Here is a 25,972-nt window from a genome sequence, read left to right on the forward strand (position 1 = left end):
CTGGCGTCGCGCCCCGAAAGGACTGAAGGTTTATGGAAGTATCTCGCGTACGGGCCCTGCGTGGCCCCAACCTCTGGAGCCACCACACCTCGGTGGAGGCGATCGTCGCCTGCACCCTTGACGAAGAATCGATCGGGCAGCTCGCCGGCTTCGAAACGCGCCTGCGCGCGCGCTTCCCGCAGGTGGGCGAACTGCAGCCCTATGGCCATGACGACACAGTGTCGCTGGCCCAGGTGCTCGAGCGCGTGGCGCTCGCCCTGCAGGCCGAAGCCGGCTGTCCCGTCACCTTCAGCCGCACCACCGCCACCGTCGAGCGCGGCATCTACCAGGTAGTGGTCGAGTACAGCGAGGAAGACGTCGGCCGCCTGGCCCTGGAGCTGGCGCAGCAGCTGCTCGACGCCGCCCGCAACGATACCGGGTTCGACCTGGCCGGGGCACTGGCGCGCCTGCGCGAACTGGACGAGGACGTGCGCCTCGGCCCGTCCACCGGCGCCATTGTGCAGGCAGCAAGCGCCCGCAACATCCCGTTCCGCCGCCTGACCGAGGGCAGCCTCGTGCAGTTCGGCTGGGGCAGCCGCCAGCGCCGCATCCAGGCCGCCGAGATCGACGCCACCGGCGCCATTGCCGAGACCATCGCCCAGGACAAGGAACTGACCAAGAAGCTGCTGGACGCCGCCGGCGTGCCGGTGCCGAACGGCCGCAGCGTGAGCGACCCGGAGGACGCCTGGGCCGCCGCCCTCGAGATCGGCCTGCCGGTGGTGATCAAGCCGAAGGACGGCAACCAGGGCAAGGGCGTGACCGTCAACGTCACGACGAAAGAGCAGCTCGTGGCCGGCTTCCACGCGGCCGCCGAGTTCCGCGACGACATCCTGGTGGAGCGCTACCTGCCGGGCCACGACTACCGCGTGCTGGTCATCGGCGACAAGCTGGTGGCTTGTGCCCGCCGCGACCCGCCGCAGGTGGTGGGCGATGGCGTGCATACCGTGCGCGAGCTGGTCGAGCAGGTGAACAGGGACCCGCGCCGCGGCGAAGGCCATGCGACCTCGCTGACCAAGATCCGCTTCGACGACATCGCCCTGGCCACGCTGGCCACGCATGGCCTGGACGCCGACTCGGTGCCGGACAGGGGCCAGCGCGTGGTGCTGCGCAATAACGCCAACCTGTCCACCGGCGGCACCGCCACCGACGTGACCGACGACGTGCATCCGGAAGTCGCCGAGCGCTGCATCGCCGCCGCGCACATGGTGGGCCTGGACATCTGCGGTGTCGACCTGGTGTGCGACAGCGTCCTGAAACCCATCGAGGAGCAAGGCGGCGGCATCGTCGAGGTCAACGCCGCGCCGGGCCTGCGCATGCACCTGTCGCCCTCGTTCGGCAAGCCCCGCCCGATCGGCGAAGCCATCGTCGATACCCTGTTCGAGGACGGCGACGACGGCCGCATCCCGGTGGTGGCCGTCACCGGCACCAACGGCAAGACCACCACCGTGCGCCTGATCGCCCACCTGCTCACCGCATCCGGCCTGCGCACCGGCATGACCAACACCGACGGCGTCTACATCGAAGGCCGCCGCATCGACAGCGGCGACTGCTCGGGCCCGCGCAGCGCGCGCAACGTGCTGCTGCACCCGGACGTCGACGCGGCCGTGTTCGAGACCGCGCGCGGCGGCCTGCTGCGCGAAGGCCTGGCCTTCGATCGCTGCCAGGTGGCGGTGGTGACCAACATCGGCGCCGGCGACCACCTCGGCCTGAACTACATCACCACGCTGGAAGACCTCGCCGTGCTGAAACGCGTGATCGTCCAGAACGTGGCGATCGGGGGCATGGCCGTGCTGAACGCCGCCGACCCCGTGGTGGCCGCGATGGCCGAAGTCACCCGCGGCGACGTGACCTTCTTCGCGCTCGACGTCGGCAACGCGATCATGACGATGCACCGCGCCCAGGGCCGCCGCGTCGTGTTCGTGGAGGATGGCCACCTGGTCGCCGCCCGGGGCAATGTCGAGCATCGTGTGCCGCTGGGCGAGGTGCCGATCACCCGTAACGGCACGGTCGGCTTCCAGGTCGAGAACGTGCTGGCCTCGGTGGCAGCGGCCTGGGCCGTGGGCATCGACTGGGACAAGATCCGCCTGGGCCTGAAGACCTTCGTCGGCGAGAGCGACAATGCGCCGGGCCGCTTCAACGTGTTCGACTACCGCGGCGCCACCGTCATCGCGGACTACGGCCACAATCCGGATGCGATCGCCGCGCTGGTCAATGCGGTCGACGGCATGCCGGGCAAGCGCCGTTCGGTCGTGATCAGCGGCGCGGGCGACCGCCGCGACCAGGACATCACCCAGCAAACCGAAATCCTCGGCAAGGCTTTCGACGAGGTGCTGCTGTACCAGGACCAATGCCAGCGCGGCCGCGCCGACGGCGAGGTGATCGCCCTGCTGCGCAAGGGTCTCGATGGCGCCACCCGCACCAGCCATGTCGAGGAAATCAACGGCGAATTCGTCGCCATCGACCGCGCCCTGTCGCGGTTGGCGCCCGGCGACCTGTGCCTGATCCTGATCGACCAGGTGGACGCGGCGCTGGCGCACATCGCCCGGCGCGTGGCCGAAGGCTGATGCCCGCCCACGAACATGTCCATGCGCCGGCGCTGCCGGCCATGGGCCCGGTCACGCTGCTGCGGGCGCTGCTGAAGCGTCCGCAGCGTCATCGCCAAGCCGGCATGCCGCCGTTGGAGACCCTGTATCGTCTCGACCGTCTGCCGCGGGACGAGGTCGCCCGTTACCGCGCCGCCTTCGGCTTCACGGGTGAACGCATTCCCGTCACCTGGTGGTACCTCATCGCGCAACGCGCGCACCTGGCGACGATGCTGGAACCGGGCTTCCCGTTTCGTATCGTCGGCCTGGTCCACATGGACAATACGCTGGCCGAACATGGCCCGGTGAACCCGGACCGGCCGCTCGCCCTGCGCACCGTGCTGCGCCTGCTGCCGCCCTCCGCCAACGGCGCCCTGCGCTGCGCGCTCGAAACGACCGGCAGCGCGGACGGCATTTCCGTCTTCACCTGCACCAGTACCTACCTGATCCGGCGCGGCGCCCGGCGCGACGGCCAGCGGGCGGAAACGCCCGACGCGCCTGCCGGCGAGCCGGTGGCGCAGTGGACGCTGGACGGCGCTGCGGGCCGGCGCTACGCGCGCCTGTCGGGCGACTGGAATCCGATCCACCTGGTCGGCTGGAGCGCGCGCCTGATGGGCATGCGTGCACCGATCATCCACGGCATGCATACGCTGGCGGCCGCGTGCGCGGAGCTGGAGAAACACGCGGGCAGGCACGCCACCGGCATCGCCTGCCGCTTCCGCGCGCCGGTGGCGCTGGGCAGCAGCGTATCGCTGCGCACCGGTGCCGAGCCCGGCGACTTCCTGGTCGAGGCCGGCGGCAAGCCGGCGGTGACGGGACGCTGCATTCTGGCATGAGCCGGTGCCCAGGCCCCAGGCATCCGGCCGGGCGCCCGCCTGGTAGCGCAGGCCGGCGCTTAGCTGGCGTTTAGCAGGCGATTATTTGGCGGCGCTGCGACGACGCGCCATCATGAAGCCGGCAATGCCCAGGCCCAGCAGAGGCAGGATGCCCGGTTCCGGCACTTGCACGGCCTGGACCGCGTACTCGAGTTGCTTGATGCCGAAATACCAGTTGTTCCCGCCGTTGTAGAACTCCAGGCTGCGGACATTGCTGAATTGCGAGACGTCATAGAAGGTGTCGGCATGCGTTGACAGCGAGCCGGAACTGATCAGCGTGCGATTCGCATCGTAGAGCGACCAGGTCGGGGTAGTGCGGTAGCCGAAGATATCGAATACGAACTTGACGCCGGTGACGTTCTTGTCGAAAGCAAGCTTGAGGATCGAATTGGTCGGATAAGTGGGGCCGTCGATGGAATTGAACAGATATCCGCCTTCTACCGATGGCGTTCCCTGTTCGCCGTCACCAGCCAGCGAAAAGTGTACGTCGCCCACCGAAGCCAGCGAACCCGAGTAATCGGAAAAATTGATGGTGGCAGCCTGGGCAGCAAACGACATGGCGACGCCCACGGTCAGCAGAAGGGATTTCAGGAGTTTCATTTCTGTCCTAGTAATGGTGTGGATGGTTGGTATTGCTTATTAAAGCAAATGGCTTGTCACGCCAGTAACCAACAGTTAGCAATCTTCATGCCAAAAAACAATGTTTCGCAAATACAATGAGTTAGAGAAATGAAACGGCGCGAACCCGTGCACGATGTAAATTTTTTCGACAACTTTCTCCTCCCTGCTGGGATAGGTTCCAAGCGCCGGGGCAACACAGCGGCCCTTGGATTGTCCGTACTCCGCTCCGGCCTGTCCGATCTTGGTAAAATGTCGAGCTCTGGCTCCGCCCCCCGCTTTGCCGCACGACCACCGAAGAGATGAACGCTCCCAACGAAATCAACGCCGCCGCCATCAAGAGCAGCCCGGCGGAAAAAGTCACTCCCATGATGGCGCAATACCTGCGCATCAAGGCCGATTACCCCACCATGCTGGTGTTCTACCGCATGGGCGATTTCTACGAGCTGTTCCACGACGACGCGGAAAAAGCGGCACGCCTGCTCGGCATCACGCTGACGGCGCGCGGCACGTCGAACGGCCAGCCGATCAAGATGTGCGGCGTGCCCTTCCACTCGCTCGACGGCTATCTGGCCAAGCTGGTCAAGATCGGCGAATCCTGTGCGATCTGCGAACAGATCGGCGACCCGGCCCTCTCCAAGGGTCCGGTCGAGCGCAAGGTGGTGCGCGTCGTTACCCCGGGAACCCTGACCGACAGCGACCTGCTGCCGGAAAAGGCCGACCGCCCGCTGCTGGCCATGTGCCTCCTCTCACAGCGCAAGAACGTCACCGTCGGCCTGGCCTGGCTGTCGCTGGCCAGCGGCGTGCTGCGCCTGATGGAATTCTCTGGCGACGTGCGCGCGGCCGAAGCGCGCCTCGCGCATGAACTCGAACGCATCTCGCCGGCCGAGATCCTGCGCGCAGATTGCGCCGACCTGTTTGAAGCCGAGCCGGTGGCGCACACCAACCGCGTGCCGGAGTGGCACTTCGACGTGCTCAAGGGCCACCAGTCGCTGCTCGACCAGCTGGGCGTGGCCACCCTCACCGGCTTCGGCGCCGACGGCATGGGCGCCGCTTTCGGCGCGGCCGGCGCGCTGTTGCGCTATGCCCAGTCGACCCAGGGGCGATCCCTGGGACACGTCAAGAGCCTGGCCTGCGAGACGGAAAACGAATACATCGGGCTGGACGCGGCCACGCGCCGTAACCTGGAACTGACCGAGACCATCCGCGGCCAGGAAGCGCCGACCCTGTTCTCGCTGCTGGACGGATGCCGCACCGCGATGGGTTCGCGCATGCTGCGCCACTGGCTGCACCATGCGCGGCGCAACCAGGCAATGGCGCGCTCGCGCCACGAGGCGATCGCGGCACTGGCGCAGGCCGACGCCATGGGCGGCCTGTCCAGCACGCTGGCAAACGTGCCCGACATCGAGCGCATCACCACGCGCATCGCCCTGCTGTCGGCGCGCCCGCGCGACCTGTCCTGCCTGCGCGACGGCCTGAAGCAGCTGCCGGCACTGCGCGAGGGGGTGGCGCGCTGCTTCGTCCCGGGTGATACGTCCCTGCTGCGCGAGATCCACGACCTGCTCGCCCCGCCGGAGGCCTGCCTCGACCTGCTCAGCCGCGCGATCATGGAAGAGCCGAGCGTGATGGTGCGCGACGGCGGCGTGTTCGCGCGCGGCTTCGACGCCGAACTCGACGAGCTTCGCGCGCTGTCCGAGAACGCCGGCCAGTTCCTGGTCGACCTGGAGGCGCGCGAGCGCGCCCGCACCGGCATCGCCAACCTGCGCGTCGAGTACAACCGCGTGCACGGCTTCTACATCGAGGTTACCAACGGCCAGGCCGACAAGGTGCCGGAAGACTACCGCCGCCGCCAGACCCTGAAGAACTGCGAGCGCTACATCACGCCGGAACTCAAGGCCTTCGAGGACAAGGCGTTGTCGGCCCAGGACCGCGCGCTGGCGCGCGAGAAGATGCTGTACGACGGGCTGCTGGGCGACCTCGCCCCCTTCATCGCCTGCCTGCAGTCGGTCGCCGGCGGCCTGGCCCAGCTCGACACCCTGGTGGCGCTGGCCAGCCACGCCGTGCGCAACAACTGGTGCGCGCCTCAGCTGGTGGACGAGCCCTGCCTCACCATCGTCGAAGGCCGCCACCCGGTGGTGGAAAACCAGATCGAGCGCTTCATCGCCAATGACTGCCGCTTGTCGAACGACCGCCGCATGCTCCTCATCACCGGCCCGAACATGGGCGGTAAATCGACCTTCATGCGCCAGGTGGCATTGATCACGCTGCTGGCCTACGTGGGCAGCTACGTGCCGGCCACCAGCGCGACGATCGGCCCGATCGACCGCATCTTTACCCGCATCGGCGCCAGCGATGACCTGGCCAACGGCCGCTCGACCTTCATGGTGGAGATGACCGAATCGGCCGCGATCCTGAACGGCGCCACCGAGCATTCGCTGGTGCTGATGGACGAAGTGGGACGCGGCACCTCCACGTTCGACGGCCTGGCGCTGGCCTGGGCCATCGCGCGCCACCTGATCGAGACCAGCCGCAGCTTCACGCTGTTCGCGACCCATTATTTCGAGCTGACCCAGCTGCCGGAAACCCATCCGAGCGCCGTCAACGTCCACCTCTCGGCAGTCGAGCACAAGGACAGCATCGTGTTCCTGCATGCGGTGCAGGACGGTCCGGCTTCGCAGAGCTACGGCCTGCAGGTGGCGCAGCTGGCGGGCGTGCCTCCCGCCGTGATCCGTGCCGCGCGCAAGCACCTGGCGCGCCTGGAATCGCAGGCGCTGGACGCGACGCCGCAGCTCGACCTGTTCGCCGCGCCCTGCGACGAGCCGGCGGACGCGGCGCCGGCGCCGGACCAGGCGCAGGACGCCGCCCGGGGTGAACTGCTGGACGCGCTGGCCGCCATCGACCCGGATGCCCTGAGCCCGCGCGAAGCGCTCGAACGGCTCTACGAGCTGAAACGGCTCGCAGCCTGATGCCGGCGCGCCGTCCCGTCCTCCTCTTCGCTACGTTGCTCGCGGCCGCCGTTGCCATCGGCCCGGCATTGGCGCGCGACAAGAAGAAAGAGCAGGAAAAGGACGAGCATGCACACCGGTTTGGCATCGTCGGACACCGCGCGGCCGAAGGCGGCGAAGCGGCGCTCAAGGCCGTGCTGGACAATGCGAAGGACGACGATCTCGCCTTCCTCGTGGTCACCGGCATCAAGGGGCCGGACGAATCCTGCGGCGACCGGCTGTACCAGAAACGGCGCAACCTGTTCGACAAGGCCAGGCGCCCCGTGATCCTGTCGTTGACCGGGAACGACTGGACCGGCTGCCGCAACTCGGCCGGCCGCACGAATGCCATCGAACGCCTGCACCGGCTGCGCGAGCTGTTCTACGGCGAGCCGTCCTCGCTCGGCAAGGAGAAACTGCCGGTCACGCGCCTGTCGAGCAGCCCGCGCTTTCGCAGCTATGCCGAGAACGCGCACTGGCAGGTCGGCAATGTGATGTATGCCACGATCAACCTGCCGGCAGCCAACAACCACTACCTGCCGGCGGCCGGGCGCAACAGCGAGTACGAGGACCGGCTGGTCGCCAACCGGTTCTGGCTCAACCGCCTGTTCGCGATCGCCAAACAGGACAAGGTGGATGCCGTGGTTTTGTTTGCGGAGGGGAACATGCAGCCGCTGCTGCAGCCGGCCAACGGCCTGCGTGCCCTGCTGCAGCGCGCGCCGTCCGGCCATGACGGGTTCGCCGAGGCGCGCCGCCAGGTGCAGCTGCGCGCGGCGAAGTTCAACGGGCAGGTGCTGGTGATCGACAGCGCGGGACTGCCCAAGGATGCACAGCCGGCAATCGAATGGCGCGGGAACCTGGGACACCTGTCGGTCGGGGCGCACGCGGTGGAGGTGCGCGTGGCGGGGACCGGCAAGAATGTGTTCAGGCTGGGGGAGGCGGTGCGCTGAGCGCTTGCAAGCGGCTGCTCATGCAAACCGGGGCGGAACGATGCCAGTGGCAGGCACGACGGGTCAACGGCTGTGTGCCGAATAATGCGTCAGCGTAGCTTCATCGCCGACGTCAGCACGTCATTCCCGCGCAGGCGGGAACCCAGGTTCGACGCGCGCCTGCGGCGCCACAGGGCACCCCAGGCGCACGGAAATTACAGCCGCTGGCTACGGAAATGGTCGCCCGGCTCGCTGTCTTCCATCTCTTCCTGGTGGTGATGGTGGCCATGCGGGCCATGCACGTGGCCGTGTGCGATTTCCTCGTCGGTTGCGGCGCGCACGTCGACCACCGACAGCTCGAAACGCAGGGCCATGCCGGCCAGCGGGTGGTTGCCGTCGAGGACGACCTTGTCATCGGCAATGTCGGTCACGGTGAAGATGGTCGGCTCCTCGTCGACACCTTCGGCCACGCCTTCGAACTGCATGCCGACTTCGAGCGGCTCCGGCAGGCGCTTGCGGTCTTCGACCTTCACCAGCGCAGGATCGTAGTCGCCGAACGCGTCTTCCGGCTCGACTTGCAGCATCGACGAATAGCCGGCTTCCTTGCCGTCGAGTTCTTCTTCGATTTTCGGCAGGGTGTTTTCGTAGCCGCCGTGCAGGTACACCATCGGCTGGGAGCCCTCCTCGATCAGGTTGTTCTGGGCGTCCGACAGTTTGTAGTTGACCGTCACGACCGTATTCTTGGCAATCTTCATCGCAGATCCTTTCGTTGTAAGCTGCGGATTATACCCCTACCGGCCAGCCGCCCATGCCCGGCTGGCGCATTTGCGTTGATATAATGGCGCATGAAAAAATTACAGCTTCTTGGGGATATTACTCCCGCACAGTTCCTGCGCGATTACTGGCATAAAAAACCGCTGCTGATCCGCCAGGCCATTCCCGGCTTCAAGCCGCTCCTGAAATTCGACAAGTTGGCCGAACTGGCCAGGCAAAACCATGTCGAATCGCGCCTGGTCACCCTGCGTGACGGCCAGTGGGACATGCAGCACGGCCCGCTGGCCGAATTGCCGGCCCGGACCGAGCGCGAATGGACGATGCTGGTCCAGGGCGCCAACTTGTACGATGAACGCGCCGACGAACTGCTGCGCCAGTTCCGCTTCGTGCCGGACGCGCGCCTCGACGACCTGATGATCAGCTACGCCAGCGACGGCGGCGGCGTCGGCCCGCACTTCGATTCCTACGACGTGTTCCTGCTGCAGGCGCAGGGCAAGCGCCGCTGGCGCATCAGCGCCCAGCAGGATCTCACCCTGGTCGACGGCCTGCCGCTCAAGATCCTGGCCAACTTCGAGCCGGAACAGGAATTCGTTCTCGAGCCGGGCGACATGCTCTACCTGCCGCCGCACTACGCCCACGACGGCGTCGCCGAAGGCGAATGCATGACCTACTCGATCGGCTTCCGCTCGCCCTCGTTCCAGGAACTGGGCGAAGCCTTCCTGCAATTCATGGCCGATTCGATCGACCTGCCCGGCCGCTATGCCGACCCGCAGCTGGCGCCGGCGAAGAATCCGGCCGAGATCCCGCGCGAGATGCTGTCCACCATCGCCGAGGAACTCAACAAGGTGCGCTGGGACGAAGAAGACGTGACCATCTTCCTGGGCGAATACCTCTCCGAGCCGAAGCACAACGTGTTCTTCACCGGCCCGGCCAAGCCGCTGACGGTGGGCCGCTTCATGGAGACCGCAAGCAAAAAGGGGCTGAAGCTCTCGAGCAAGACCCTGATGCTCTACCGCGGCAAGAACGTGTTCATCAACGGCGAGTCCTTCGCCGTCGGCCGCGCCGACAAGGCCGTGCTGGACGTGCTGGCCAACGCGCGCCGGCTGGAGGGCGCGATGCTCGCCGGCGCCACCGACGACGTGCTCGAAGCGCTGTACACCTGGTACCAGGACGGCTGGGTCGAACTGGGCTGAGGAAGACCGGCAAACGACAGCGGGGAGCTGCCATGCAGGAACCGACGACGATGCGTTTCGATACCCGCCGCGAATTCGGCACACAGTTCGGCGCCTGCCTGGCCGCCGCCCGCACGCGCCTGGACCTGTTCGATCCGGACTTTGCGATCTTTCCCCTCGGGACGCCCGACACCGAAGCGGCGCTACGATCCCTCCTCGCGCGCAGCGCCGCGCTGCGCCTGGCGATGCACACGCCGACGCATATCGAACGCCACTACCCGCGCTTCCTGCGGCTGGTCCGGGACTACAGCCACCAGGTCGAGTGCCGCGTCACGCCCAAGGGGTTGCGCACCCTGACCGATTCCTTCTGCATCGCCGACGACCTGCATGTAGTGCGGCGTTTCCACAGCGACCATTTGCGTGGCGAAGCGGCTTTCGCCTCGCCAGACGCGACCGAACTGCCGCGCCACCGCTTCGATGCCATCTGGGAAGAATCAAAAACTGTCTTGCAGTCAACCATAACAGGCTTGTAAGCGTTATAGGCATGGATGTGACTGTTTGCCCAGTTTGGTCGTTGCATCTTGTAACAATATGAAGCTTGTTAGACCGCAAATTACTTTCGCCGAGGCATGACTTCGCTATTGCGATTCAGTAAATTTGGCTATAATATCAGGTCAGGAAGGTTCCGTTGCCAGTCTGGCAGTATTGCTTTAAGCGAAAGCACGAGAATTCCTCTGAGCAATAATTACCGGTAATTATTATTCAAACAAGCAGTACTTTACTTTTGTAAATATTAAGGAAAATCATGAAAAAATCCCTGCTGATCGTTTCCCTGATGGCCGTTGCTCTGGCTGCTTGCAGCAAGAAGGAAGACGCCGCTCCGGCCGCTCCGGCTGCTGTTGAAGCACCGGCTGCTACCGACGCTGCCGCTACCACCGACGCTGCTGTCACCACCGACGCTGCTGCTACCACCGCTCCGGCTGACGCTGCTGCTGCTGCTGACGCTGCTTCGACCGCTGCTGACGCTGCCGCTGCTGCTTCGCAGGCTGCTTCGCAAGCTGCTGACGCTGCTGCAACCAAGTAATCAGAACGATCTGATTCAGAACCGGCCTGCGGGCCGGTTTTTTTTCGCCCATCGTTTGGCGTGATCGATGGGCGCGCGACCGGGGTTCCGGCGCAGGCCGGGTCTCGCGTCCAGCGTGCACTGCGGACGTAAAAAAACCGGCCATCCAGGCCGGTTTTTCATGGAAGCGAACAAACCGCTTACTTCAGCTCATCCGTCAGCAACTTCAGGATCTTCGCACCGGTCGCGCCGGTTTCCTGCTTGCCGTCATTGGTCTGCACGGTCACTTCGCTGCTTGCCGCATCCTGTGCGCCCTTCACGATCACGCGGTAGCGCTGCGCTTCCTTGGCCTTGTCGTCGGCGCCGCCGAAGGTGAACAGGCGCTTGAAGAAGCCTTCCTGGTTGACGGCGTCCGGATCGACGTAGCGCACGAAATAAACGCCCTGCACGCGGTCGCGATCTTCCACGGTGAAGCCGACGCGGTCCAGCGCCAGGCCGACGCGGCGCCATGCGCGATCGAAACCTTCGTTCAGTTGCACGGCACTGCCCACCAGCGCGGCGTTCGGCGCCGCCACCGGTGCGTTGGCGACCATGGTTTCGGCCTGCTTGGTTTCCTTGACACCAGTCAGCTGAGCCACCAAGCGACCCAGGAACTGCGACTCCAGGCCCGGGTCGTTCGGGCGCACGGTCCAGATCGTCGTTTCCTTCTGCGCGCCCTGCAGCACTTCCTCGGCGCCGCGGTGGCTGATGTAGATCTCGGTGGAGCCGTCCGGCAGGCGCTCCAGGCGGGTGCGGAACTTGTCGCGCTCGCCGGTCGAATAGGCGCGGTCGAACACCCGGCCCAAGGCATTGCGGATGAAGTCCTGTGGGATCTTGGAACGGTTCTCGACCCAGTTGGTTTCCATCGTGCCGGTGGTTGCCGACTCGGTCTCGATGGCGAAGCCCTGGTTTTCCCAGAACTGGCGCAGCTGCGGCCACAGTTGTTCCGGGGTCTGCTTGACCACCAGCCAGCGCTGGTCGCCGGCGCGCTGGACGCTGACGGCATCGGTCGACACCGGGCCGATCGGCTGCATCGAACCTGCCATCGGCGCCGCGCCCTGTGCATTCTGCGCCCCCATCTGCTGCTGGAAGCCCGATGCGGTGGCCACGCCCTTGCCGTCCGGGACGGCATAGCGGTTGTCGCGCTGGAGCGCGGTCAGGTCAGGCGGAACTTCCAGTGCCGCGGCTTTCTTGGCGCCGCGGTAGTCGACCTTGTCCGATTCGAAGATGGTGGTGCAGGCCGCCAGGCTCAGCGCGACGGCGCCGAGCGTCAGCACGCGCGCGGCGGCGGGAGCGGAAACCAGGGTCTTGTTGTTGCGAATAGTCATGTCGTTCGATGTCAGGTACTAGGAACCCGAACCCTTGCGGGTTCAGGACGGGAGAAGGCCCGCCTGGGCCAGTGCGCCGCGCACGGTCTCGTGGTACGAGGACGACAGCGGGGCCAGCGGCAGGCGCAGGCCGGACGGGATCTTGCCCATCTCGGCCAGGGCCCACTTGACCGGCACCGGGTTCGGCTCGACGAACAGCCGGGCGTGCAGGTCGAGCACGCGGTTGTTGATCTCGACCGCTTTCGCGATGTCGCCGGCCATCGCCGCGACGCACAGTTCGTGCATTGCGCGCGGGGCGACGTTGGCGGTCACGGAGATATTGCCGGCGCCGCCGCAGAACATCAGCGCCATGGCGGTCGGGTCGTCGCCCGAGTACACGGCAAAGGATTTGTCGACCATGCGCAGCAGCTCGATGCCGCGGCCGATGTTGCCGGTTGCGTCCTTGATGCCGATGATGTTGTCGATCGGCGCCAGGCGGGCCACCGTCTCGTTGTTCATGTCCGCAACGGTGCGGCCCGGCACGTTGTACAGGATGACCGGCAGGTCGACCGCTTCCGCGATGGCCTTGAAGTGGCGGTACATGCCTTCCTGGGTCGGACGGTTGTAGTACGGCACCACCTGCAGCGAGGCGTCGGCGCCGACTTCCTTCGCGTGCCGGGTCAGTGCGATGGCTTCGGCGGTCGAGTTGCCGCCAGCGCCGGCGATCACCGGGATGCGGCCGGCGACGTGTTCCACCGCCAGCTTGATCAGTTCGCCATGCTCGTCGGGAGAGACGGTGGCGGACTCGCCCGTGGTGCCGACGATCACGATGCCGTCGGTGCCTTCCGCGATGTGCCAGTCGATCAGCTTGCGCAGGGAGTCGCGGTCAAGACTGCCGTCCTCGAACATCGGGGTGACGATTGCTACGATACTGCCCTTAATCATATGCGTTGACGGTGCCATTGAGTAAATAAAATCTGATTGTAGCGGATCGACCGCATCTATGGTTCATTCGGACCCAGAATATGGTCGAGATTCGTGGTCGAGCTTCGCTTCGGTTTTGGCATAGGCGGGGCCGGCCGCGCACAGGCGCTGCACCTGTGCCGGGTGCGGACGGTCCACATGGCCGTCTTCATAGGCCAGCACCTGCAGCCCGCCTTGCTGCGCCAGCGCCAGGAGTTCGCCCGGCGCCAGCAGGAAATCGGGATTCGAGGGCTTGCCGTAGATCTGGTTCCCCTGCGCGAAGGTTTCGTAGACCAGGACGCCGTCCGGCCGCAGGCTCCGCGCCAGGTGGGGAAACAGCGGGCGGTACAGGTAGTTGGTGACGACGATCAGCGCGAAACGACCCGGTTCGAATGGCCATACGGCGCCCTCGGCTTCGAGGTCGTGCTGCATCGTCTGGACAGTTGGACCGGCGAGCGGCGCCAGCAGTTCCGCGTTGCGGTCCAGCGCCAGCACCTGCATGCCACGCGCGGCCAGCAGGCGCGTATGGCGGCCGCTGCCGCAGGCAAGGTCGAGCGCTTCGCCGCCCTTCGCCAGCGGCGCGAAGCGCGCCACCCAGGGCGAGACCGGCAAGCTCATCATATTGATGTTCGTGCTCATGTGCCGGTCAGCGGAACAGCAACTGCAGGGGAAGCGCCACGACCTGTAGCACTTGCAAGGCAATATTCTGCAAACCGATGATCCAGAAATCCAGCATGCGCATGAACACCAGCGCCAGCACGATGATGAAGCCATAGCGCTCGAGTTGCGAGAACCGGTACGCCAGCTGGCGCGGCAGCATGCTGTTCAGGATACGTCCGCCGTCGAGAGGCAGGATCGGGATGAGATTGAATGCGAACATCAACAGGTTGACCTTCACGCCGGCGATCGACACCTCATGCAGGAAGTCGCCCCGCCCCGAATGGTTGAGCAGGATCGTCGCCAGTATCAGCCAGCCCAGCGCCATGACGAGATTCGCCGCCGGCCCGGCGAATGCGACCAGGGCCGAATGCAGGCGCGGACTGCGCAGCGCGCCGAAATCGACGGGAACCGGCTTGGCATAGCCGAAGGTGAATGCGCCCTGCGTACCGAAATACAGCAGCAAGGGCATGGCGACGGTACCGAACGGGTCGATGTGCTTGAACGGGTCCAGCGTCATGCGGCCTGCGACAAAAGCGGTGGCATCGCCGTATCGCTTGGCCGCGTAAGCATGGGCGGCTTCGTGCAAGGTGATTGCGAAGATCAGCGGTAAAGCATAGACCGTAACGGCCCGAATCATTTCATCCATTACCGGATTTTATCAGAGGCGCGGACCCCGGCAGTTAGGAGAGGCTGAAGACGGGCCTGCGGCCCGCCGGCCACCCTACAGCCCGAACGCGGCCGGGTCGCCCCTGCCCTCGCGCACCAGTTCCGGCACGGCGCCGGTCAGGTCCACGATCGTGGTGGCTTCCAGGGTGCCGGCGCCGCCGTCGATCACGAGCTCGATCTGCTTGCCGAGGCGCTCCAGCACCTCATCCGGATCGGACAACATGTGGTCGTCGCCCGGCAGCTGCAGGGTGGTGCCGATCAGCGGCTCGCCGAGTTCCTCGATCAGCGCCAGCAGGATGTGGTTCTCGGGCACACGCACGCCGATGGTCTTGCGCGACGGGTGCGACAGGCGGCGCGGGACTTCGCGCGTCGCCTCGAGGATTACGGTGTACGGCCCCGGCATGGTCGCCTTCAGCAGCCGGTACTGGGTGTTGTCGACGCGCGCGAAATGCGCGATCTCGGACAGGTCGCGCACCAGCAGCGTGAGGTGGTGCTTGTCGTCGACGCCGCGGATGCGGCGCAGCTTCTCGACCGCGCCCTTGTCGTCGAGGCGGCAGACCAGCGCGTACGCCGAATCGGTGGGCGCGGCGACGATCCCGCCCGCGCCGATGATCGAGGCTGCCTGCTTGATCAGGCGAGGCTGGGGGTTCTCGGGGTGGATCTGGAAGTATTGGGCCATCGGCAGCCTTTCTTGTCGGTCGCTCAGCGCAGCGCCTGCAGCGCGGCGATGCGTTGTTCCATCGGCGGGTGGGTGGAGAACAGCGCGCCCCAGCCGCCGCCGCTGCCCGAAATGCCGGAAGCGGACATCGACGAGGGCAGCGCGCCCGGAACCAGGCCGCCGAGGCGGGCCAGCGCGTGCTGCATCGGCACCGGGGTGCCCATCAGCTTCGCGGCGCCGGCATCGGCCCGGAATTCGCGCTGGCGCGAGAACCAGGCCACGATGATCGAGGCGAGGATGCCGAACAGGATCTCGCAGACGAACACGGTGATCATGTAGCCGACGCCGGGCCCGCGGTCTTCGCTGCGAAACAGCAGCTTGTCCACGAAATAGCCGACCACGCGCGCCAGGAACACGACGAAGGTGTTGACCACGCCCTGGATCAGGGTGAGCGTTACCATGTCGCCGTTGGCGATGTGCGCGACTTCGTGGCCGAGCACGGCCTCGACCTCGTCCTGGTTCATGCTGGCCAGCAGGCCGGTGGACACGGCCACCAGCGCGGAATTCTTGAAGGCGCCGGTGGCGAACGCGTTCGGCTCGCCCTCGTACACGGCCACTTCCGGCATGCCGATGCCGGCGCGCTCGGACAGCTTGCGCACGGTGTCGACCAGCCAGCGCTCGGTGCCGTTGGCCGGCGTTTCAATGACGCGCGCGCCGGTCGTCCACTTCGCCATCGGCTTGCTCATCAGCAGCGAAATGAAGGCGCCGGTAAAGCCGACGACCAGCGAGAAGATGGCGAGCGCGCCGATATCGATCCCTTGCCCCGAGACGGCACGCCCCACCCCGAGCAGGTTGAGCACGAGCGACACCACCAGCACCACGGCGAGGTTGGTGGCAAGGAAGAGAACGATGCGTTTCATGAATGGGCCTCCTGGCAGCTTGAAGATGTCAGGCTGCCAAGATTGGGCTGCAAGGCCGGGAATTCAAGGGCTCGGCCGTGGCAGGGTGGCCGGCTTCGCCGGCCGCGCGTTCAACCAGCCCATGCGATACCGGACGCTTGCCCACCCTACCAGTCATGCCAAACCGGGGTCAGCCCGGCCGGCAAGGGCGGCAATTCGGCAAACTCGACCCGCGCTTCGCCCGGCGCATGGAAATCGGTCCCGCGCGAGGCCAGGAAACCGTAGCGCCGCGCAATCTCGGCATACGTGCCGTACTGGTCAGGCGTATGGCTGCCGGTGACGACCTCGATGGCATTGCCGCCGAGCTGGCGGAACGCGTCGAACAGCGCCCCTTCGGCGGTGGGGCCGAACTTGTAGCGGCCCGGGTGGGCGATGACGGGAATGCCGCCGGCCCCGCGGATCCAGCCGACCGCCTGCTCCAGGGTGGCCCAGCGGTGCGGTACGTAGCCCGGCTTGCCCTCCGTAAGGTATTTACGGAAGACTTCCGTGGTGGAGCCGCACACGCCGAGCTCGACCAGGTAGCGCGCGAAATGGGTGCGCGAGATCAGGTCCGGGTTGCCGACGTAATTGAGCGCACCGTCGTAGGCGCCGGGAATGCCGGCCTGTTCCAGCTGGGCCGCGATTTCCCTGGCGCGGGCCTCGCGGCCGTTGCGGGTGGCGGCCAGGCCCTCGACGAGAAGGCGGTTGTCCTCGTCGACCTGCAGGCCGACGATGTGCACCGTCTCGTTGGCCCAGGTCACCGAGATCTCGACGCCGGCCACGAAGCGCATCCCGAGCTCGCCGGCCGCCGCGCGCGCCGCCTTGATGCCGCCGACCTCGTCGTGGTCGGTCAGCGCCCAGAGGTCGACGCCGCCCTTGCGGGCGTAGGCAGCCACCGCGGCGGGCGCGAGCACGCCGTCGGAGACGTTGGAATGGCAGTGAAGGTCGGCTTTCATGGTGCGGCGCGAGTGGTGAGGAAGGCGATGGAGCGATGATTGTACGCGCCATTTGCCCGCCGCGCTGCCGCGCTGCCGCCTCAGTAGGACTGCAGCATCGAGCGCACCGTGCCCTCTTTCGCCAGCACGTAGTCGTGGCCGGCGAGCACCAGGTTGGTGGTGGGCTGGATCACCTTGACGTTGATGAAGACCGCGTCGCGCGTCTCGGCGTACGAGCCGACCACCACCGCCTGGGCGTTGTGGGCGTGCGCCACGTCGCCGATCTCGCGCGTGAGCATCAGCTCGCCCTGCCCGCGCTTGAGGTAGATGCTGCTGCGCAGCTTCAGCTCCAGCATCCTCATGCCGCCCTGCGCCAGGCGCGTGGACAGCTGCTCCGAGACCAGGCGGCCCAGCATCGAGGTCTGGTCCAGCGCATCGATGTTGACGATGGTCGCCATGATCAGCGGCTTGTCGTCGGCCAGCTTGCCGCGCAGTTGCCCGGCCAGCGCATCGGCGGCGCGGTAGTTGGCGGCCACGAAGGCGTTGGCCGAGACCGCCGTGTAGTCGGTGCTTTCTTCCGGATTGGTGGCGCAGGCGCCGAGTACCAGCGTCATGGCAAGCACGCCGGCGCGAAGGAAGGTGGATCGCATGGCAGGCCTGTCGCTCAATGGTTGCGGACCGCGAAGGTCCGGGTCGGCTGGTGCGCCGCGTCGTACAGGGCGCGGTCACTGTCCGTCGTGTAGTACACCGAGGTGCTGCGCGCATAGTAGCGCTGGTCGTCGGCCAGCGACAGGTTGACGACGATCTCGGTCTTTGGCGTGGCGCCGGTGGCGAACTGCGAATGGAACCACGCATAGGCGTCCCGGCCGGCGATGGCGGCGCTCAGCAGCCATTCGGCCGTCTGCTCGATCCCGGTCAGCACCCAGGCGCTCGCCACCAGCGCGGTGCGCTCGCCGGCGAACCTGTATTGCGGGCGGTCCGGCGAAAACGCGACCACCTGGGTGTCGAGTTCGATGCGCAAGGTGTTCGCGTCCGGCACCTTCACCACGATATAGCCCTCGTTGACCAGGGCCGTGACCAGGTGGCTGCTCACACCCTGCGCGAACGGCGAGGACTGCTGCGACGTCACGTACAGCGGGCGGCGCGCATTGACCTTGAGCGAAGGCGCCAGCTGGCCCGCCATGTGGCGCGCGATCACGCCCCAGTGGGCGGCGGCCTGCAGCCTGGCCTGCTGGGTGCTCGGGAAGTTGGTGGCCACCGGGGCCGGGGTGTGGGGGACGGCGCAGCCTGCCATGAGCAGTGCGCCGGCGAGCGCGAGGGCGGCTCGGAATTGCATGGGAATCCTGTCAGTCTGTCTCGATGGCGCAGATGCGCCGATGTGGAGAGCGACTGTAGCACGGGCATTGCCGTAGGGCAATTACAGGCTTGCCTTGTGAGGGGTGCTTACAACGTTGGTGCGAGGCCTCGGACATGACTCGAGCACCCCGTCCCGGCGCAGGCCGGGATCGGGGTTCAGCCGATCAGCCCGGAACCTCGGCCCCCGTCAGGAACGCCTCGACCATCGCCGCCAGCAGCTCCGGCTGGTCATGGTGCAGCATATGCCCCGCACCCGGCATCATGCGCGCGGTCACGTCGGCCAGGTGTTCGCGCCGCCGGTCGATTTCCGCCCGCGCCTGCTCCTTCGGCCCCATCCAGCGCCACATTTCGGTCTCCTCGGCCTCGACCCACAACACCGGGGCCGTGATCTGGGTCCAGCAGGCCAGCACCTCGTCGGCGTGGTACAGCAGCGGACCGGTCATCTTGTGCGCCGGGTCTCCCAGGATGCGCCACTGGCCGTCGGCATCCCTGGCAGACCAGTGCCCGGCCAAGAAGGCCGCACGGTCCGCCGGCAGGCGGGGATTGGTCTTCTGCAGCCGCGCGGCCACCTCCTCCACGCTGGCATAGCCGCGCATCTCGGGCTTGGCGCGCAACTCGTCGAGCCACTTGGCGAAGCGTCCCGGCGCCTGCGACGGACGGGTCGCCGGCAGGCCGAAGCCTTCGAGGTTGATCAGCTTCGCGATGCGCTGCGGTCGCACGCCGGCATACAGGCTGGCGATATTGCCGCCCATGCTGTGGCCGAGCAGGTTGACCGCTTCGCCCGGCGCATAATGGTCGAGCACCGCCTCCAGGTCGGCCAGGTAATCCGGGAACCAGTAGGTGTCCGAGTGCGCACGCTCGCTCAGCCCGAAACCGCGCCAGTCGAAGGCGATCACGTGCCAGTCGCCCTTCAGGCAATCGACCACGAACTGGAACGAGGCCGACACGTCCATCCAGCCATGCTGCATGAAGATCTTGGGGGCGCCTTCGCGGCCCCAGTGACGCACATAGGTTCGCAGGCCGCGGATGGTCAGGAATTCGGAACGGGAAGGTGTCATGCTGCCTCGGACAAAAGGGTCGATCAAAAAAGTACGATCGTTCGCATTATAACCCCATGCTTGATATCCCGCTGGGCAGCCCCATCTTCCACCGACCGGACGATGGCGGGCGCAGGGTTTACAATAGCGACATATCAACCTTCCGCGAGCACATCCATGGCGATTTACCAGCTGGGCGAGCATGCGCCCGAGATCGACGCATCAAGCTTCGTGGCCGATACGGCAACCCTGATCGGCAAGGTCACGCTCGAGGCGAATGCCTCGGTGTGGTATGGCGCCACCCTGCGCGGCGACAACGAACGCATCACCATCGGCGAAAACAGCAACGTGCAGGAAGGTACGGTCATGCACACCGACATGGGCTTTCCGCTCGTGCTCGGCAAGGACGTGACCGTCGGACACCAGGCCATGCTGCACGGCTGCACGGTAGGCGACGGCTCGCTGATCGGCATCCAGGCCGTCATCCTGAATGGCGCAAGGATCGGCAAGGGTTGCCTGGTGGGTGCCGGTGCCCTGGTCACGGAAGGCAAGGACTTCCCGGACCATTCGCTGATCCTCGGTTCGCCAGCCAAGGCCGTGCGCACCCTGACGGAAGAAGACCTGCTGCGCCTGCAGGCCAGCGCCGCGAGCTACGTGGCGCGCGGCCAGCTGTTCAAGGCGCAGCTCAAGAAAATCGGATAAAGAATGACTACGGAAACCCGCGACACCCTGCAAAAATTCATCTTCGACAACGCCGCCGTCCGCGGCGAGCTGATCGAGATTTCCGACACCTGGCGCGAGATCCAGGCCCGGCACGCCTACCCGAAGGCGGTACGCGCCGCGCTCGGCGAGATGGTGGCGGCCAGCGCCCTGCTCTCGGCCAACCTGAAGTTCAACGGCGCCATCGTGATGCAGATCTTCGGCGACGGGCCGGTGCGCCTGCTGGTGGTCGAGTGCGACGCCCAGCTGCGCATCCGCGCCACCGCGAAACTGGCGCCGGACGCCGAACTGGCCGACGATGCGACGCTCAGCCAGATGTTCAATGTGCACGGCAAGGGCCGCTTCGTGATCACCCTCGACCCGGTCGACAAGGTGCCCGGCCAGCAGCCCTACCAGGGCGTGGTGCCGCTCGTCGGCGAGGACATGGCGACCGTCATCGAGAACTACATGCTGCGTTCCGAGCAGATGGACACCCGCCTGTGGCTGGCGGCCGACGACCAGGTCTCGCGCGGCCTGCTGCTGCAAAAGCTCCCGCGCCACAGCGGCAAGGACGACCAGCAGAAGCAGGCCTCGGAAGCCGAAGACCTGGAAACCTGGAACCGCGCCGTGATGCTGGGCCAGACCCTGAAGCGCGAGGAACTGCTGTCCACCTCCATCGAAACCCTGCTCAAGCGCCTGTTCTGGGAAGAGACCATCCGCGTGTTCGAGCCCGCGCATCCGCAATTCCACTGCAGCTGCACCCGCGAAAAGGTCGGCAACATGCTCAAGATGCTGGGCCAGCAGGAAGTCGATGCGGCGCTGAAAGACTTGGGCGAACTGGGCATCAACTGCGACTTCTGCGGCAAGCACTACGCCTTCGACAAGGTGGATTGCGCCCAGCTGTTCGCGAGCGATACCCCGGTCGAGACCATGATGCCGCCCAGCGGCAGCATCAACTGAGCGCGCTTCCCCGAGCAGAAAACACGCTGCGTAGCGAATTCGTCGGTTTTGCGGCCGATTTCGCACGTATCGTGAAAAATGCAGCCACGGCATGACACCGCTTGAGGCCCGGCCCTTCGTCGACACGGGCCGGATGTGTCCTGACCGGTGTCGAGAAATTTTACAAACAAACACGCTCCGATAGATTCTTACTTGCAAGCCATTGATTTTAATCAATAATTGAAATCTGGCATATGTTTTGCTTTATAGAAGGTTTTAAACCTCACTTTAAGGCAGGAAATGCGGAAGATTGTTGCAGGATTGTTTTTGTTGGCTGGTGTTGCCATGTCGTCGATCGCAAGCGCAGCTGTTATCAACGGCAAGATCTACAACTTTGATGGCGATGGCGACGGCCGCGCCAACGACCTGAAGATTTCGCGTATCACGTTCGATGTTACCGCCGGCACCTACGTGTTCTTCGACTCCCTGGTGCGCGAATCCACCGGCGTCGACCTCAATGGCGATGGCTTCATCACCGGCTTCGACAGCTACATGATGCTCTTCGACGCGTCCGGCAATACCTTGTTCATCGCGGACGATACGACTGGCTCGATCGGCCGGGCCGACGGCTCGGTCGACTTCTTCGACGCGGCGCGTGGCTACACGTTCTACACCGCCGGCACCTACATGATCACCATTGGCCAAGGCACCTATTTCGCGCACGAAGCCCTGCAGGGTTACGAGAAGAACCGTCCTTACGACCGTTTCATCGGTGACCAGAACTGGGGCGCATGGCGCCTGACGATGACCGCGGAAGACGGCCGGATCTCCAATATCCGGGAAATCGGCGTCACGCCGGACGCCGGCACCGACGTGCCGGAGCCGGCTTCACTCCTGCTGCTGGGCGCCGGACTGGCGGGCTTCGCCGCTTCCCGCCGCAAGGCGCGCCAGGTGGCGTAATTGCGCGAAGCCCCTCCCGGGGCTTCCTCAGGCGACTGGCGACCTGCCCGCAGGCCGGCAGTCGCAGCGGCGAGCGACACAATGCATGCCGCGCCCTCGCCTTCCCCGCTTCCCGTGCACCACCCATGCGTGCCTTCCCACGCCCCGGATTTGAACCGGAGCACCGTGCTTCACGATTTCCGCGCCGGTGCTAAGCTGATGCCTCTCTGACAGTGTTGCAGATTTCATACGAACACTATCGCTTTTGACCCCGAGGAGGAACACGCAATGCACATGGACACTGGAATCAGCACCGAAGACCGCGCCAAGATCGTCGAATCGCTCTCTACCGTGCTGGCGGACGCCTACATGCTGTACCTGAAGACCCACAATTTCCACTGGAACGTGACCGGACCGATGTTCTCGACCCTGCACGTCATGTTCGAGGAGCAGTACACCGAGCAATGGAATGCGCTGGACGATATCGCCGAGCGCATCCGGGCCCTGGGCCACTTCGCGCCGGCGACCTACAAGCGCTATGCCGAACTGTCGAGCATCTCCGAAGAGCCGGACGTGCTCTCGGCCAAGGAAATGATCCGCCAGCTGGTGGAAGGCAATGAAACCCTGATCCGTACCCTGCGCGCCGGCGTGAAGGTGGCCGACGAGCTGGACGACTTCCCGACCGCCGACATGCTGACCACCCGTATGGAAGTGCACGAAAAGAACGCCTGGATGCTGCGTTCCTTCCTGGAACAGGGTGCCGGCGCGATGCAGGGCGAGGCCTCGTCGGACTGATTGCGCCACTGGCATGCGGAACGAAGAAACGCGCCGGATGGCGCGTTTTTTCATGGCGGGCAGGTATCGGCCAAGCCGCCGGCTGGGAGCGCCGCGCTAGGCGCGTCCGCCGGACATGTGCAGGTCGACCACCTTCATGATCTCGAGGGTGAGGTCGAGGTTGAATTCGTCCGCCACCAGGGCAGCCTGCAGCTCGTCGCGCGGCATCCCCACGGCTGCGGCCAGCGCGCCCAGGCCCGGCGCCCGCGCCACCGCCTGCATGGCGACGGTGATGACGGCGCCGTCGCCGTCCTCGAACGCCTCGGCCAGGCAATCGGCAATGGTGTCGAGGGAATCGAGCTCCGCGGGATTCGGCGGTGCGTTTTCTTGGGTCATGCTTGGCTCCATCGAAGCGAGCGCTCGCTGCGGCATCGCTTCAGTCGTTCGCACCACGCTCGTCTGGTGCAGTGTTTGTTGGTCGTGTTCCTGGCCGGCTGCCGGCCGGGCGCCGGTCTGCAGGGAGATGTCGTTCCCGCGATCATACACCGCCGGGGCATTGCCTGAGGAAGGTGCAGCGGGCTTTCGGCGAAAGCGATCGCATATCGGCTCGTGTATCCCTGGCAACACACTGCGATTTCCGGCAACTTTCTTGTAGTCTCCGTCCTACATGAAAGTTACTCTGATGAAAATCAAACATCTTCCGGCTGCGGGGGCGTCAAATACGCCCTGCCATATTAAAAAGCAAGACCGTGTCGAGAGCGCTTGGCTTTAGCGCAAGGAACATTCTCGCCGGTCATATTTAAAGGAGTGCAAATGAAGCGCATGTCAGCAGCTGAAGTATTGTCGGCCGATCACGAAGTGGCAGCATCACGCCCCGCATCGCGTAAAGTGATGGCCCGGTATCCGATCGCAACGGTCGGTTCGTGCACCATACGGGGCGGGAGGATCGTCGTGGCCGAGCATGAGCTGCACCTGGACGGTTTTCGTGTCGCCTGCGTCGGCGACCGGGTCCGCTATCCCGATGGCAGCGAAAGCATCATCGTTTCCGGCGCCGGCAATGCCTCCACCTTCGACGACCGGCCGATCGCGCTGGTAGGAAGCCACGTCGAAAACGGCGACCGGATTGCATCGAGCCAGCAGAACATGGGCGAGATCGTCCTGTTCGAAGGCGATGCGCCGATCACGGGACTGCTGCAACCAGGCTACATGCCGCCGCGCGCGAGCAGCGGCGCCTGAAACCGGCCGCCGCGCGGCGCCTTCTTCCCGGGAGCTGCCGCGCGGTAAATGGTCCGGGTGTCAGGGGTTGCGCTTTTCCTTCGGCTTCGGCGGCGGCGGCGGTTCGGTCATCGAGACCGCCGGCCGCTCGTCCTTGCGCAGCACCTGAATGAAGATTTCGTTCTGCTTGATCATGCCCAGTTCGTAGCGCGCGCGCTCCTCGACCGCGCCGGTCCCGTCGCGCAGGTCGCGCACTTCCGATTCCAGTTTGGCGTTGCGGGCCTTGAGCTTTTCGGTATGCAGCCGGGTCGCCGCGACCTGGTCGCGCATGTCGGCGACGGCGAGCCAGCCGCCCTTGCCCAGCCACAATGGGTACTGGATCAGCAGCAGCAGGAAGGCCAGCGCGAGGGTGATGAGTCGCATGGAACGTGCGTGAAAAGGCCGGCGCGCCCGCTGGGCTGGCCGGCCGTGGATCTTACTTCAGGCTCACTTGAGATTATAGAACGCGTCGCGGCCCGGGTAGGTCGCCACATCGCCCAGGTCTTCCTCGATGCGCAGCAGCTGGTTGTACTTGGCCATGCGGTCCGAACGCGACATCGAGCCGGTCTTGATCTGCAGGGCGTTCAGGCCAACCGCGATATCGGCGATGGTCGAGTCTTCGGTTTCGCCCGAGCGGTGCGAGATCACGGCGGTGTAGCCGGCGCGCTTGGCCATCTCGATGGCGGCGAAGGTCTCGGTCAGGGTGCCGATCTGGTTGATCTTGATCAGGATCGAGTTGGCGATGCCCTTCTGGATGCCTTCTTTCAGGATTTTGGTGTTGGTGACGAACAAATCGTCGCCCACCAGTTGCACCTTCTTGCCCAGGGCGGCGGTGAGCGTCGCCCAGCCTTCCCAGTCGCCTTCGGCCATGGCGTCCTCGATCGAGATGATCGGATACTTGTCGCACCAGGTTGCCAGCATGTTGGTGAAGTCGGCGCTGGAGAGCGCCAGGCCGCCTTCGCCTTCGAGCACGTACTTGCCGTCCTTGTGGAACTCGCTCGCCGCGCAGTCCAGGCCGATCGCGATGTCCTGGCCGGCCACGTAGCCCGCCTGGTCGATCGCCTGCATGATCAGCTTGATCGCTTCTTCATGGTTGGCCACCGACGGGGCGAAGCCGCCTTCGTCGCCGACCGCGGTGTTCAGGCCCTTCGAGTGCAGGATCTTCTTCAGGGTGTGGAACACCTCGGCGCCGTAGCGCAGCGCTTCCTTGAAGGATGGCGCGCCGACCGGGATGATCATGAATTCCTGGATGTCCAGGTTGTTGTCCGCGTGCGCGCCGCCGTTGATGACGTTCATCATCGGGACCGGCATCTGCATCGCGCCGGAACCGCCGAAGTAGCGGTACAGCGGCAGGCCTGCCTCTTCGGCGGCGGCCTTGGCCACGGCCATCGACACGGCCAGCATGGCGTTGGCGCCCAGGCGGCTCTTGTTCTCGGTGCCGTCGAGATCGATCAGGGTGCGGTCCAGGAACGCCTGCTCATTGGCGTCCAGGCCCATGATCGCTTCGGAGATCTCGGTGTTGATATTCTCGCAGGCCTGCAGCACGCCCTTGCCGAAGTAACGCTTCGGGTCGCCGTCGCGCAGCTCGATGGCTTCGCGCGAACCGGTGGATGCGCCCGAGGGCACGGCGGCGCGGCCCATCACGCCCGATTCCAGCAGGACATCGCATTCCACGGTCGGATTGCCGCGCGAGTCAATGATTTCGCGGCCGATGATATCAACGATAGCACTCATGTTTTTCAGTCTCCGGAAGGTAAAAGTCTGTAGCGGCT

The 25,972-nt window shown here is 65.6% G+C and carries 28 protein-coding genes; 12 read left to right on the forward strand and 16 right to left on the reverse strand.

Annotated features, from left to right (window positions below; genetic code table 11):
- Window positions 1-32: 32 nt before the first annotated feature.
- Window positions 33-2,603: a cyanophycin synthetase gene (gene cphA / locus ACFFJK_RS13920; RefSeq protein WP_379679894.1), complete on the forward strand. Its 2,571-nt coding sequence runs from the start codon at window positions 33-35 to the stop codon at window positions 2,601-2,603.
- Window positions 2,603-3,457, forward strand: a complete 855-nt coding sequence (locus tag ACFFJK_RS13925) for a MaoC/PaaZ C-terminal domain-containing protein (RefSeq protein ID WP_379679896.1) — start codon at window positions 2,603-2,605, stop codon at window positions 3,455-3,457. The genes cphA and ACFFJK_RS13925 overlap by 1 nt, the downstream gene beginning before the upstream one ends.
- Before the next feature lie 81 nt (window positions 3,458-3,538).
- On the opposite strand, the gene ACFFJK_RS13930 is transcribed toward ACFFJK_RS13925, so the two are convergent.
- The gene (locus tag ACFFJK_RS13930) at window positions 3,539-4,096 is read right to left on the reverse strand and encodes a PEP-CTERM sorting domain-containing protein (RefSeq protein ID WP_379679897.1); all 558 of its coding nucleotides are present in this window, start codon (window positions 4,094-4,096) and stop codon (window positions 3,539-3,541) included.
- Window positions 4,097-4,416: 320 nt separating this feature from the next.
- Here ACFFJK_RS13930 and mutS point away from each other — a divergent pair, with 320 nt between their 5' ends.
- Both mutS and ACFFJK_RS13940 read left to right on the forward strand, forming a co-directional pair.
- Window positions 4,417-7,080, forward strand: coding sequence for a DNA mismatch repair protein MutS (gene mutS / locus ACFFJK_RS13935; RefSeq protein WP_379679898.1), 2,664 nt, complete (start codon window positions 4,417-4,419; stop codon window positions 7,078-7,080).
- Between the two features lie 35 nt (window positions 7,081-7,115).
- Complete coding sequence (locus ACFFJK_RS13940; protein ID WP_379679900.1) at window positions 7,116-8,048, forward strand: hypothetical protein; 933 nt, start codon at window positions 7,116-7,118, stop codon at window positions 8,046-8,048.
- 194 nt (window positions 8,049-8,242) lie between these two features.
- Here ACFFJK_RS13940 and ACFFJK_RS13945 read toward each other — a convergent pair whose 3' ends face one another.
- The gene (locus tag ACFFJK_RS13945) at window positions 8,243-8,782 is read right to left on the reverse strand and encodes an FKBP-type peptidyl-prolyl cis-trans isomerase (protein WP_379679902.1); all 540 of its coding nucleotides are present in this window, start codon (window positions 8,780-8,782) and stop codon (window positions 8,243-8,245) included.
- A gap of 90 nt (window positions 8,783-8,872) precedes the next feature.
- Between ACFFJK_RS13945 and ACFFJK_RS13950 the strand changes: the two genes are divergently transcribed.
- The 3 genes from ACFFJK_RS13950 to ACFFJK_RS13960 all read left to right on the forward strand — a co-directional run bounded on the left by ACFFJK_RS13950 (window position 8,873) and on the right by ACFFJK_RS13960 (window position 11,057).
- Window positions 8,873-9,994: a JmjC domain-containing protein gene (locus ACFFJK_RS13950; RefSeq protein WP_379679903.1), complete on the forward strand. Its 1,122-nt coding sequence runs from the start codon at window positions 8,873-8,875 to the stop codon at window positions 9,992-9,994.
- Between the two features lie 32 nt (window positions 9,995-10,026).
- Window positions 10,027-10,506, forward strand: a complete 480-nt coding sequence (locus ACFFJK_RS13955) for a DUF7931 domain-containing protein (RefSeq protein WP_379679904.1) — start codon at window positions 10,027-10,029, stop codon at window positions 10,504-10,506.
- Window positions 10,507-10,778: 272 nt separating this feature from the next.
- A complete protein-coding gene (locus ACFFJK_RS13960) occupies window positions 10,779-11,057 on the forward strand; it encodes a hypothetical protein (protein ID WP_379679906.1) in 279 nt (92 codons plus the stop codon).
- Window positions 11,058-11,236: 179 nt separating this feature from the next.
- Here ACFFJK_RS13960 and bamC read toward each other — a convergent pair whose 3' ends face one another.
- The 10 genes from bamC to ACFFJK_RS14010 form a co-directional block, all read right to left on the reverse strand.
- Window positions 11,237-12,403 (reverse strand): NlpB/DapX family lipoprotein, encoded by a 1,167-nt coding sequence (gene bamC, locus ACFFJK_RS13965; RefSeq protein WP_379679908.1) that lies wholly within the window; start codon window positions 12,401-12,403, stop codon window positions 11,237-11,239.
- A gap of 42 nt (window positions 12,404-12,445) precedes the next feature.
- Window positions 12,446-13,327, reverse strand: a complete 882-nt coding sequence (gene dapA / locus ACFFJK_RS13970) for a 4-hydroxy-tetrahydrodipicolinate synthase (protein ID WP_379679910.1) — start codon at window positions 13,325-13,327, stop codon at window positions 12,446-12,448.
- Between the two features lie 63 nt (window positions 13,328-13,390).
- Complete coding sequence (locus ACFFJK_RS13975; RefSeq protein ID WP_379679911.1) at window positions 13,391-13,984, reverse strand: class I SAM-dependent methyltransferase; 594 nt, start codon at window positions 13,982-13,984, stop codon at window positions 13,391-13,393.
- A gap of 7 nt (window positions 13,985-13,991) precedes the next feature.
- A complete protein-coding gene (locus tag ACFFJK_RS13980) occupies window positions 13,992-14,651 on the reverse strand; it encodes a site-2 protease family protein (protein WP_379679912.1) in 660 nt (219 codons plus the stop codon).
- Window positions 14,652-14,726: 75 nt separating this feature from the next.
- Window positions 14,727-15,350, reverse strand: a complete 624-nt coding sequence (locus tag ACFFJK_RS13985) for an L-threonylcarbamoyladenylate synthase (RefSeq protein WP_379679914.1) — start codon at window positions 15,348-15,350, stop codon at window positions 14,727-14,729.
- Between the two features lie 23 nt (window positions 15,351-15,373).
- The gene (htpX, locus tag ACFFJK_RS13990; RefSeq protein WP_379679915.1) at window positions 15,374-16,249 is read right to left on the reverse strand and encodes a protease HtpX; all 876 of its coding nucleotides are present in this window, start codon (window positions 16,247-16,249) and stop codon (window positions 15,374-15,376) included.
- Between the two features lie 146 nt (window positions 16,250-16,395).
- The gene (locus ACFFJK_RS13995) at window positions 16,396-17,223 is read right to left on the reverse strand and encodes a 3',5'-nucleoside bisphosphate phosphatase (protein ID WP_379679917.1); all 828 of its coding nucleotides are present in this window, start codon (window positions 17,221-17,223) and stop codon (window positions 16,396-16,398) included.
- A gap of 80 nt (window positions 17,224-17,303) precedes the next feature.
- Window positions 17,304-17,852 (reverse strand): FlgO family outer membrane protein, encoded by a 549-nt coding sequence (locus tag ACFFJK_RS14000; RefSeq protein WP_379679918.1) that lies wholly within the window; start codon window positions 17,850-17,852, stop codon window positions 17,304-17,306.
- A 14-nt stretch (window positions 17,853-17,866) separates the two neighbouring features.
- Window positions 17,867-18,538 (reverse strand): hypothetical protein, encoded by a 672-nt coding sequence (locus tag ACFFJK_RS14005; protein WP_379679919.1) that lies wholly within the window; start codon window positions 18,536-18,538, stop codon window positions 17,867-17,869.
- A 184-nt stretch (window positions 18,539-18,722) separates the two neighbouring features.
- Complete coding sequence (locus ACFFJK_RS14010; RefSeq protein ID WP_379679920.1) at window positions 18,723-19,616, reverse strand: alpha/beta fold hydrolase; 894 nt, start codon at window positions 19,614-19,616, stop codon at window positions 18,723-18,725.
- 156 nt (window positions 19,617-19,772) lie between these two features.
- Here ACFFJK_RS14010 and ACFFJK_RS14015 point away from each other — a divergent pair, with 156 nt between their 5' ends.
- The 4 genes from ACFFJK_RS14015 to ACFFJK_RS14030 all read left to right on the forward strand — a co-directional run bounded on the left by ACFFJK_RS14015 (window position 19,773) and on the right by ACFFJK_RS14030 (window position 22,967).
- A complete protein-coding gene (locus ACFFJK_RS14015) occupies window positions 19,773-20,297 on the forward strand; it encodes a gamma carbonic anhydrase family protein (RefSeq protein WP_379679921.1) in 525 nt (174 codons plus the stop codon).
- 3 nt (window positions 20,298-20,300) lie between these two features.
- Entirely contained in the window at window positions 20,301-21,254 is a 954-nt protein-coding gene (gene hslO, locus ACFFJK_RS14020; RefSeq protein ID WP_379679922.1) for an Hsp33 family molecular chaperone HslO, read from the forward strand.
- Window positions 21,255-21,533: 279 nt separating this feature from the next.
- Window positions 21,534-22,193 carry a DVUA0089 family protein gene (locus ACFFJK_RS14025; RefSeq protein WP_379679924.1) on the forward strand — a complete coding sequence of 220 codons (660 nt, stop codon included), beginning with the start codon at window positions 21,534-21,536 and terminating at the stop codon, window positions 22,191-22,193.
- A 267-nt stretch (window positions 22,194-22,460) separates the two neighbouring features.
- The gene (locus ACFFJK_RS14030) at window positions 22,461-22,967 is read left to right on the forward strand and encodes a Dps family protein (RefSeq protein WP_379679925.1); all 507 of its coding nucleotides are present in this window, start codon (window positions 22,461-22,463) and stop codon (window positions 22,965-22,967) included.
- A gap of 96 nt (window positions 22,968-23,063) precedes the next feature.
- Here ACFFJK_RS14030 and ACFFJK_RS14035 read toward each other — a convergent pair whose 3' ends face one another.
- Complete coding sequence (locus ACFFJK_RS14035) at window positions 23,064-23,342, reverse strand: hypothetical protein (protein ID WP_379679927.1); 279 nt, start codon at window positions 23,340-23,342, stop codon at window positions 23,064-23,066.
- Window positions 23,343-23,484: 142 nt separating this feature from the next.
- Window positions 23,485-23,643, reverse strand: a complete 159-nt coding sequence (locus ACFFJK_RS14040) for a hypothetical protein (RefSeq protein ID WP_379679929.1) — start codon at window positions 23,641-23,643, stop codon at window positions 23,485-23,487.
- A gap of 116 nt (window positions 23,644-23,759) precedes the next feature.
- On the opposite strand from ACFFJK_RS14040, the gene ACFFJK_RS14045 reads away from it, so the two are divergent.
- A complete protein-coding gene (locus ACFFJK_RS14045; RefSeq protein WP_379679931.1) occupies window positions 23,760-24,182 on the forward strand; it encodes a PAAR domain-containing protein in 423 nt (140 codons plus the stop codon).
- A gap of 60 nt (window positions 24,183-24,242) precedes the next feature.
- On the opposite strand, the gene ftsB is transcribed toward ACFFJK_RS14045, so the two are convergent.
- Entirely contained in the window at window positions 24,243-24,584 is a 342-nt protein-coding gene (gene ftsB / locus ACFFJK_RS14050) for a cell division protein FtsB (protein ID WP_379679932.1), read from the reverse strand.
- Window positions 24,585-24,647: 63 nt separating this feature from the next.
- Entirely contained in the window at window positions 24,648-25,934 is a 1,287-nt protein-coding gene (gene eno, locus ACFFJK_RS14055; RefSeq protein WP_379679934.1) for a phosphopyruvate hydratase, read from the reverse strand.
- Window positions 25,935-25,972: the final 38 nt, after the last annotated feature.

The sequence above is a fragment of the Massilia consociata genome, from assembly GCF_042432755.1.
Lineage (GTDB): Bacteria > Pseudomonadota > Gammaproteobacteria > Burkholderiales > Burkholderiaceae_D > Telluria > Telluria consociata.

Excerpts from the sequence above, each read along its gene's own strand:
- cphA (WP_379679894.1), top strand. The coding sequence starts at position 33 with ATGGAAGTATCTCGCGTACGGGCCCTGCGTGGCCCCAACCTCTGGAGC.
- ACFFJK_RS13925 (WP_379679896.1), top strand. The coding sequence starts at position 2,603 with ATGCCCGCCCACGAACATGTCCATGCGCCGGCGCTGCCGGCCATGGGC.
- ACFFJK_RS13930 (WP_379679897.1), bottom strand. The coding sequence starts at position 4,096 with ATGAAACTCCTGAAATCCCTTCTGCTGACCGTGGGCGTCGCCATGTCG.
- mutS (WP_379679898.1), top strand. The coding sequence starts at position 4,417 with ATGAACGCTCCCAACGAAATCAACGCCGCCGCCATCAAGAGCAGCCCG.
- ACFFJK_RS13945 (WP_379679902.1), bottom strand. The coding sequence starts at position 8,782 with ATGAAGATTGCCAAGAATACGGTCGTGACGGTCAACTACAAACTGTCG.
- ACFFJK_RS13950 (WP_379679903.1), top strand. The coding sequence starts at position 8,873 with ATGAAAAAATTACAGCTTCTTGGGGATATTACTCCCGCACAGTTCCTG.
- ACFFJK_RS13955 (WP_379679904.1), top strand. The coding sequence starts at position 10,027 with ATGCAGGAACCGACGACGATGCGTTTCGATACCCGCCGCGAATTCGGC.
- ACFFJK_RS13960 (WP_379679906.1), top strand. The coding sequence starts at position 10,779 with ATGAAAAAATCCCTGCTGATCGTTTCCCTGATGGCCGTTGCTCTGGCT.
- bamC (WP_379679908.1), bottom strand. The coding sequence starts at position 12,403 with ATGACTATTCGCAACAACAAGACCCTGGTTTCCGCTCCCGCCGCCGCG.
- dapA (WP_379679910.1), bottom strand. The coding sequence starts at position 13,327 with ATGATTAAGGGCAGTATCGTAGCAATCGTCACCCCGATGTTCGAGGAC.
- ACFFJK_RS13975 (WP_379679911.1), bottom strand. The coding sequence starts at position 13,984 with ATGAGCACGAACATCAATATGATGAGCTTGCCGGTCTCGCCCTGGGTG.
- ACFFJK_RS13980 (WP_379679912.1), bottom strand. The coding sequence starts at position 14,651 with ATGGATGAAATGATTCGGGCCGTTACGGTCTATGCTTTACCGCTGATC.
- ACFFJK_RS13985 (WP_379679914.1), bottom strand. The coding sequence starts at position 15,350 with ATGGCCCAATACTTCCAGATCCACCCCGAGAACCCCCAGCCTCGCCTG.
- htpX (WP_379679915.1), bottom strand. The coding sequence starts at position 16,249 with ATGAAACGCATCGTTCTCTTCCTTGCCACCAACCTCGCCGTGGTGCTG.
- ACFFJK_RS13995 (WP_379679917.1), bottom strand. The coding sequence starts at position 17,223 with ATGAAAGCCGACCTTCACTGCCATTCCAACGTCTCCGACGGCGTGCTC.
- ACFFJK_RS14000 (WP_379679918.1), bottom strand. The coding sequence starts at position 17,852 with ATGCGATCCACCTTCCTTCGCGCCGGCGTGCTTGCCATGACGCTGGTA.
- ACFFJK_RS14005 (WP_379679919.1), bottom strand. The coding sequence starts at position 18,538 with ATGCAATTCCGAGCCGCCCTCGCGCTCGCCGGCGCACTGCTCATGGCA.
- ACFFJK_RS14010 (WP_379679920.1), bottom strand. The coding sequence starts at position 19,616 with ATGACACCTTCCCGTTCCGAATTCCTGACCATCCGCGGCCTGCGAACC.
- ACFFJK_RS14015 (WP_379679921.1), top strand. The coding sequence starts at position 19,773 with ATGGCGATTTACCAGCTGGGCGAGCATGCGCCCGAGATCGACGCATCA.
- hslO (WP_379679922.1), top strand. The coding sequence starts at position 20,301 with ATGACTACGGAAACCCGCGACACCCTGCAAAAATTCATCTTCGACAAC.
- ACFFJK_RS14025 (WP_379679924.1), top strand. The coding sequence starts at position 21,534 with ATGCGGAAGATTGTTGCAGGATTGTTTTTGTTGGCTGGTGTTGCCATG.
- ACFFJK_RS14030 (WP_379679925.1), top strand. The coding sequence starts at position 22,461 with ATGCACATGGACACTGGAATCAGCACCGAAGACCGCGCCAAGATCGTC.
- ACFFJK_RS14035 (WP_379679927.1), bottom strand. The coding sequence starts at position 23,342 with ATGACCCAAGAAAACGCACCGCCGAATCCCGCGGAGCTCGATTCCCTC.
- ACFFJK_RS14040 (WP_379679929.1), bottom strand. The coding sequence starts at position 23,643 with ATGTTTGATTTTCATCAGAGTAACTTTCATGTAGGACGGAGACTACAA.
- ACFFJK_RS14045 (WP_379679931.1), top strand. The coding sequence starts at position 23,760 with ATGAAGCGCATGTCAGCAGCTGAAGTATTGTCGGCCGATCACGAAGTG.
- ftsB (WP_379679932.1), bottom strand. The coding sequence starts at position 24,584 with ATGCGACTCATCACCCTCGCGCTGGCCTTCCTGCTGCTGCTGATCCAG.
- eno (WP_379679934.1), bottom strand. The coding sequence starts at position 25,934 with ATGAGTGCTATCGTTGATATCATCGGCCGCGAAATCATTGACTCGCGC.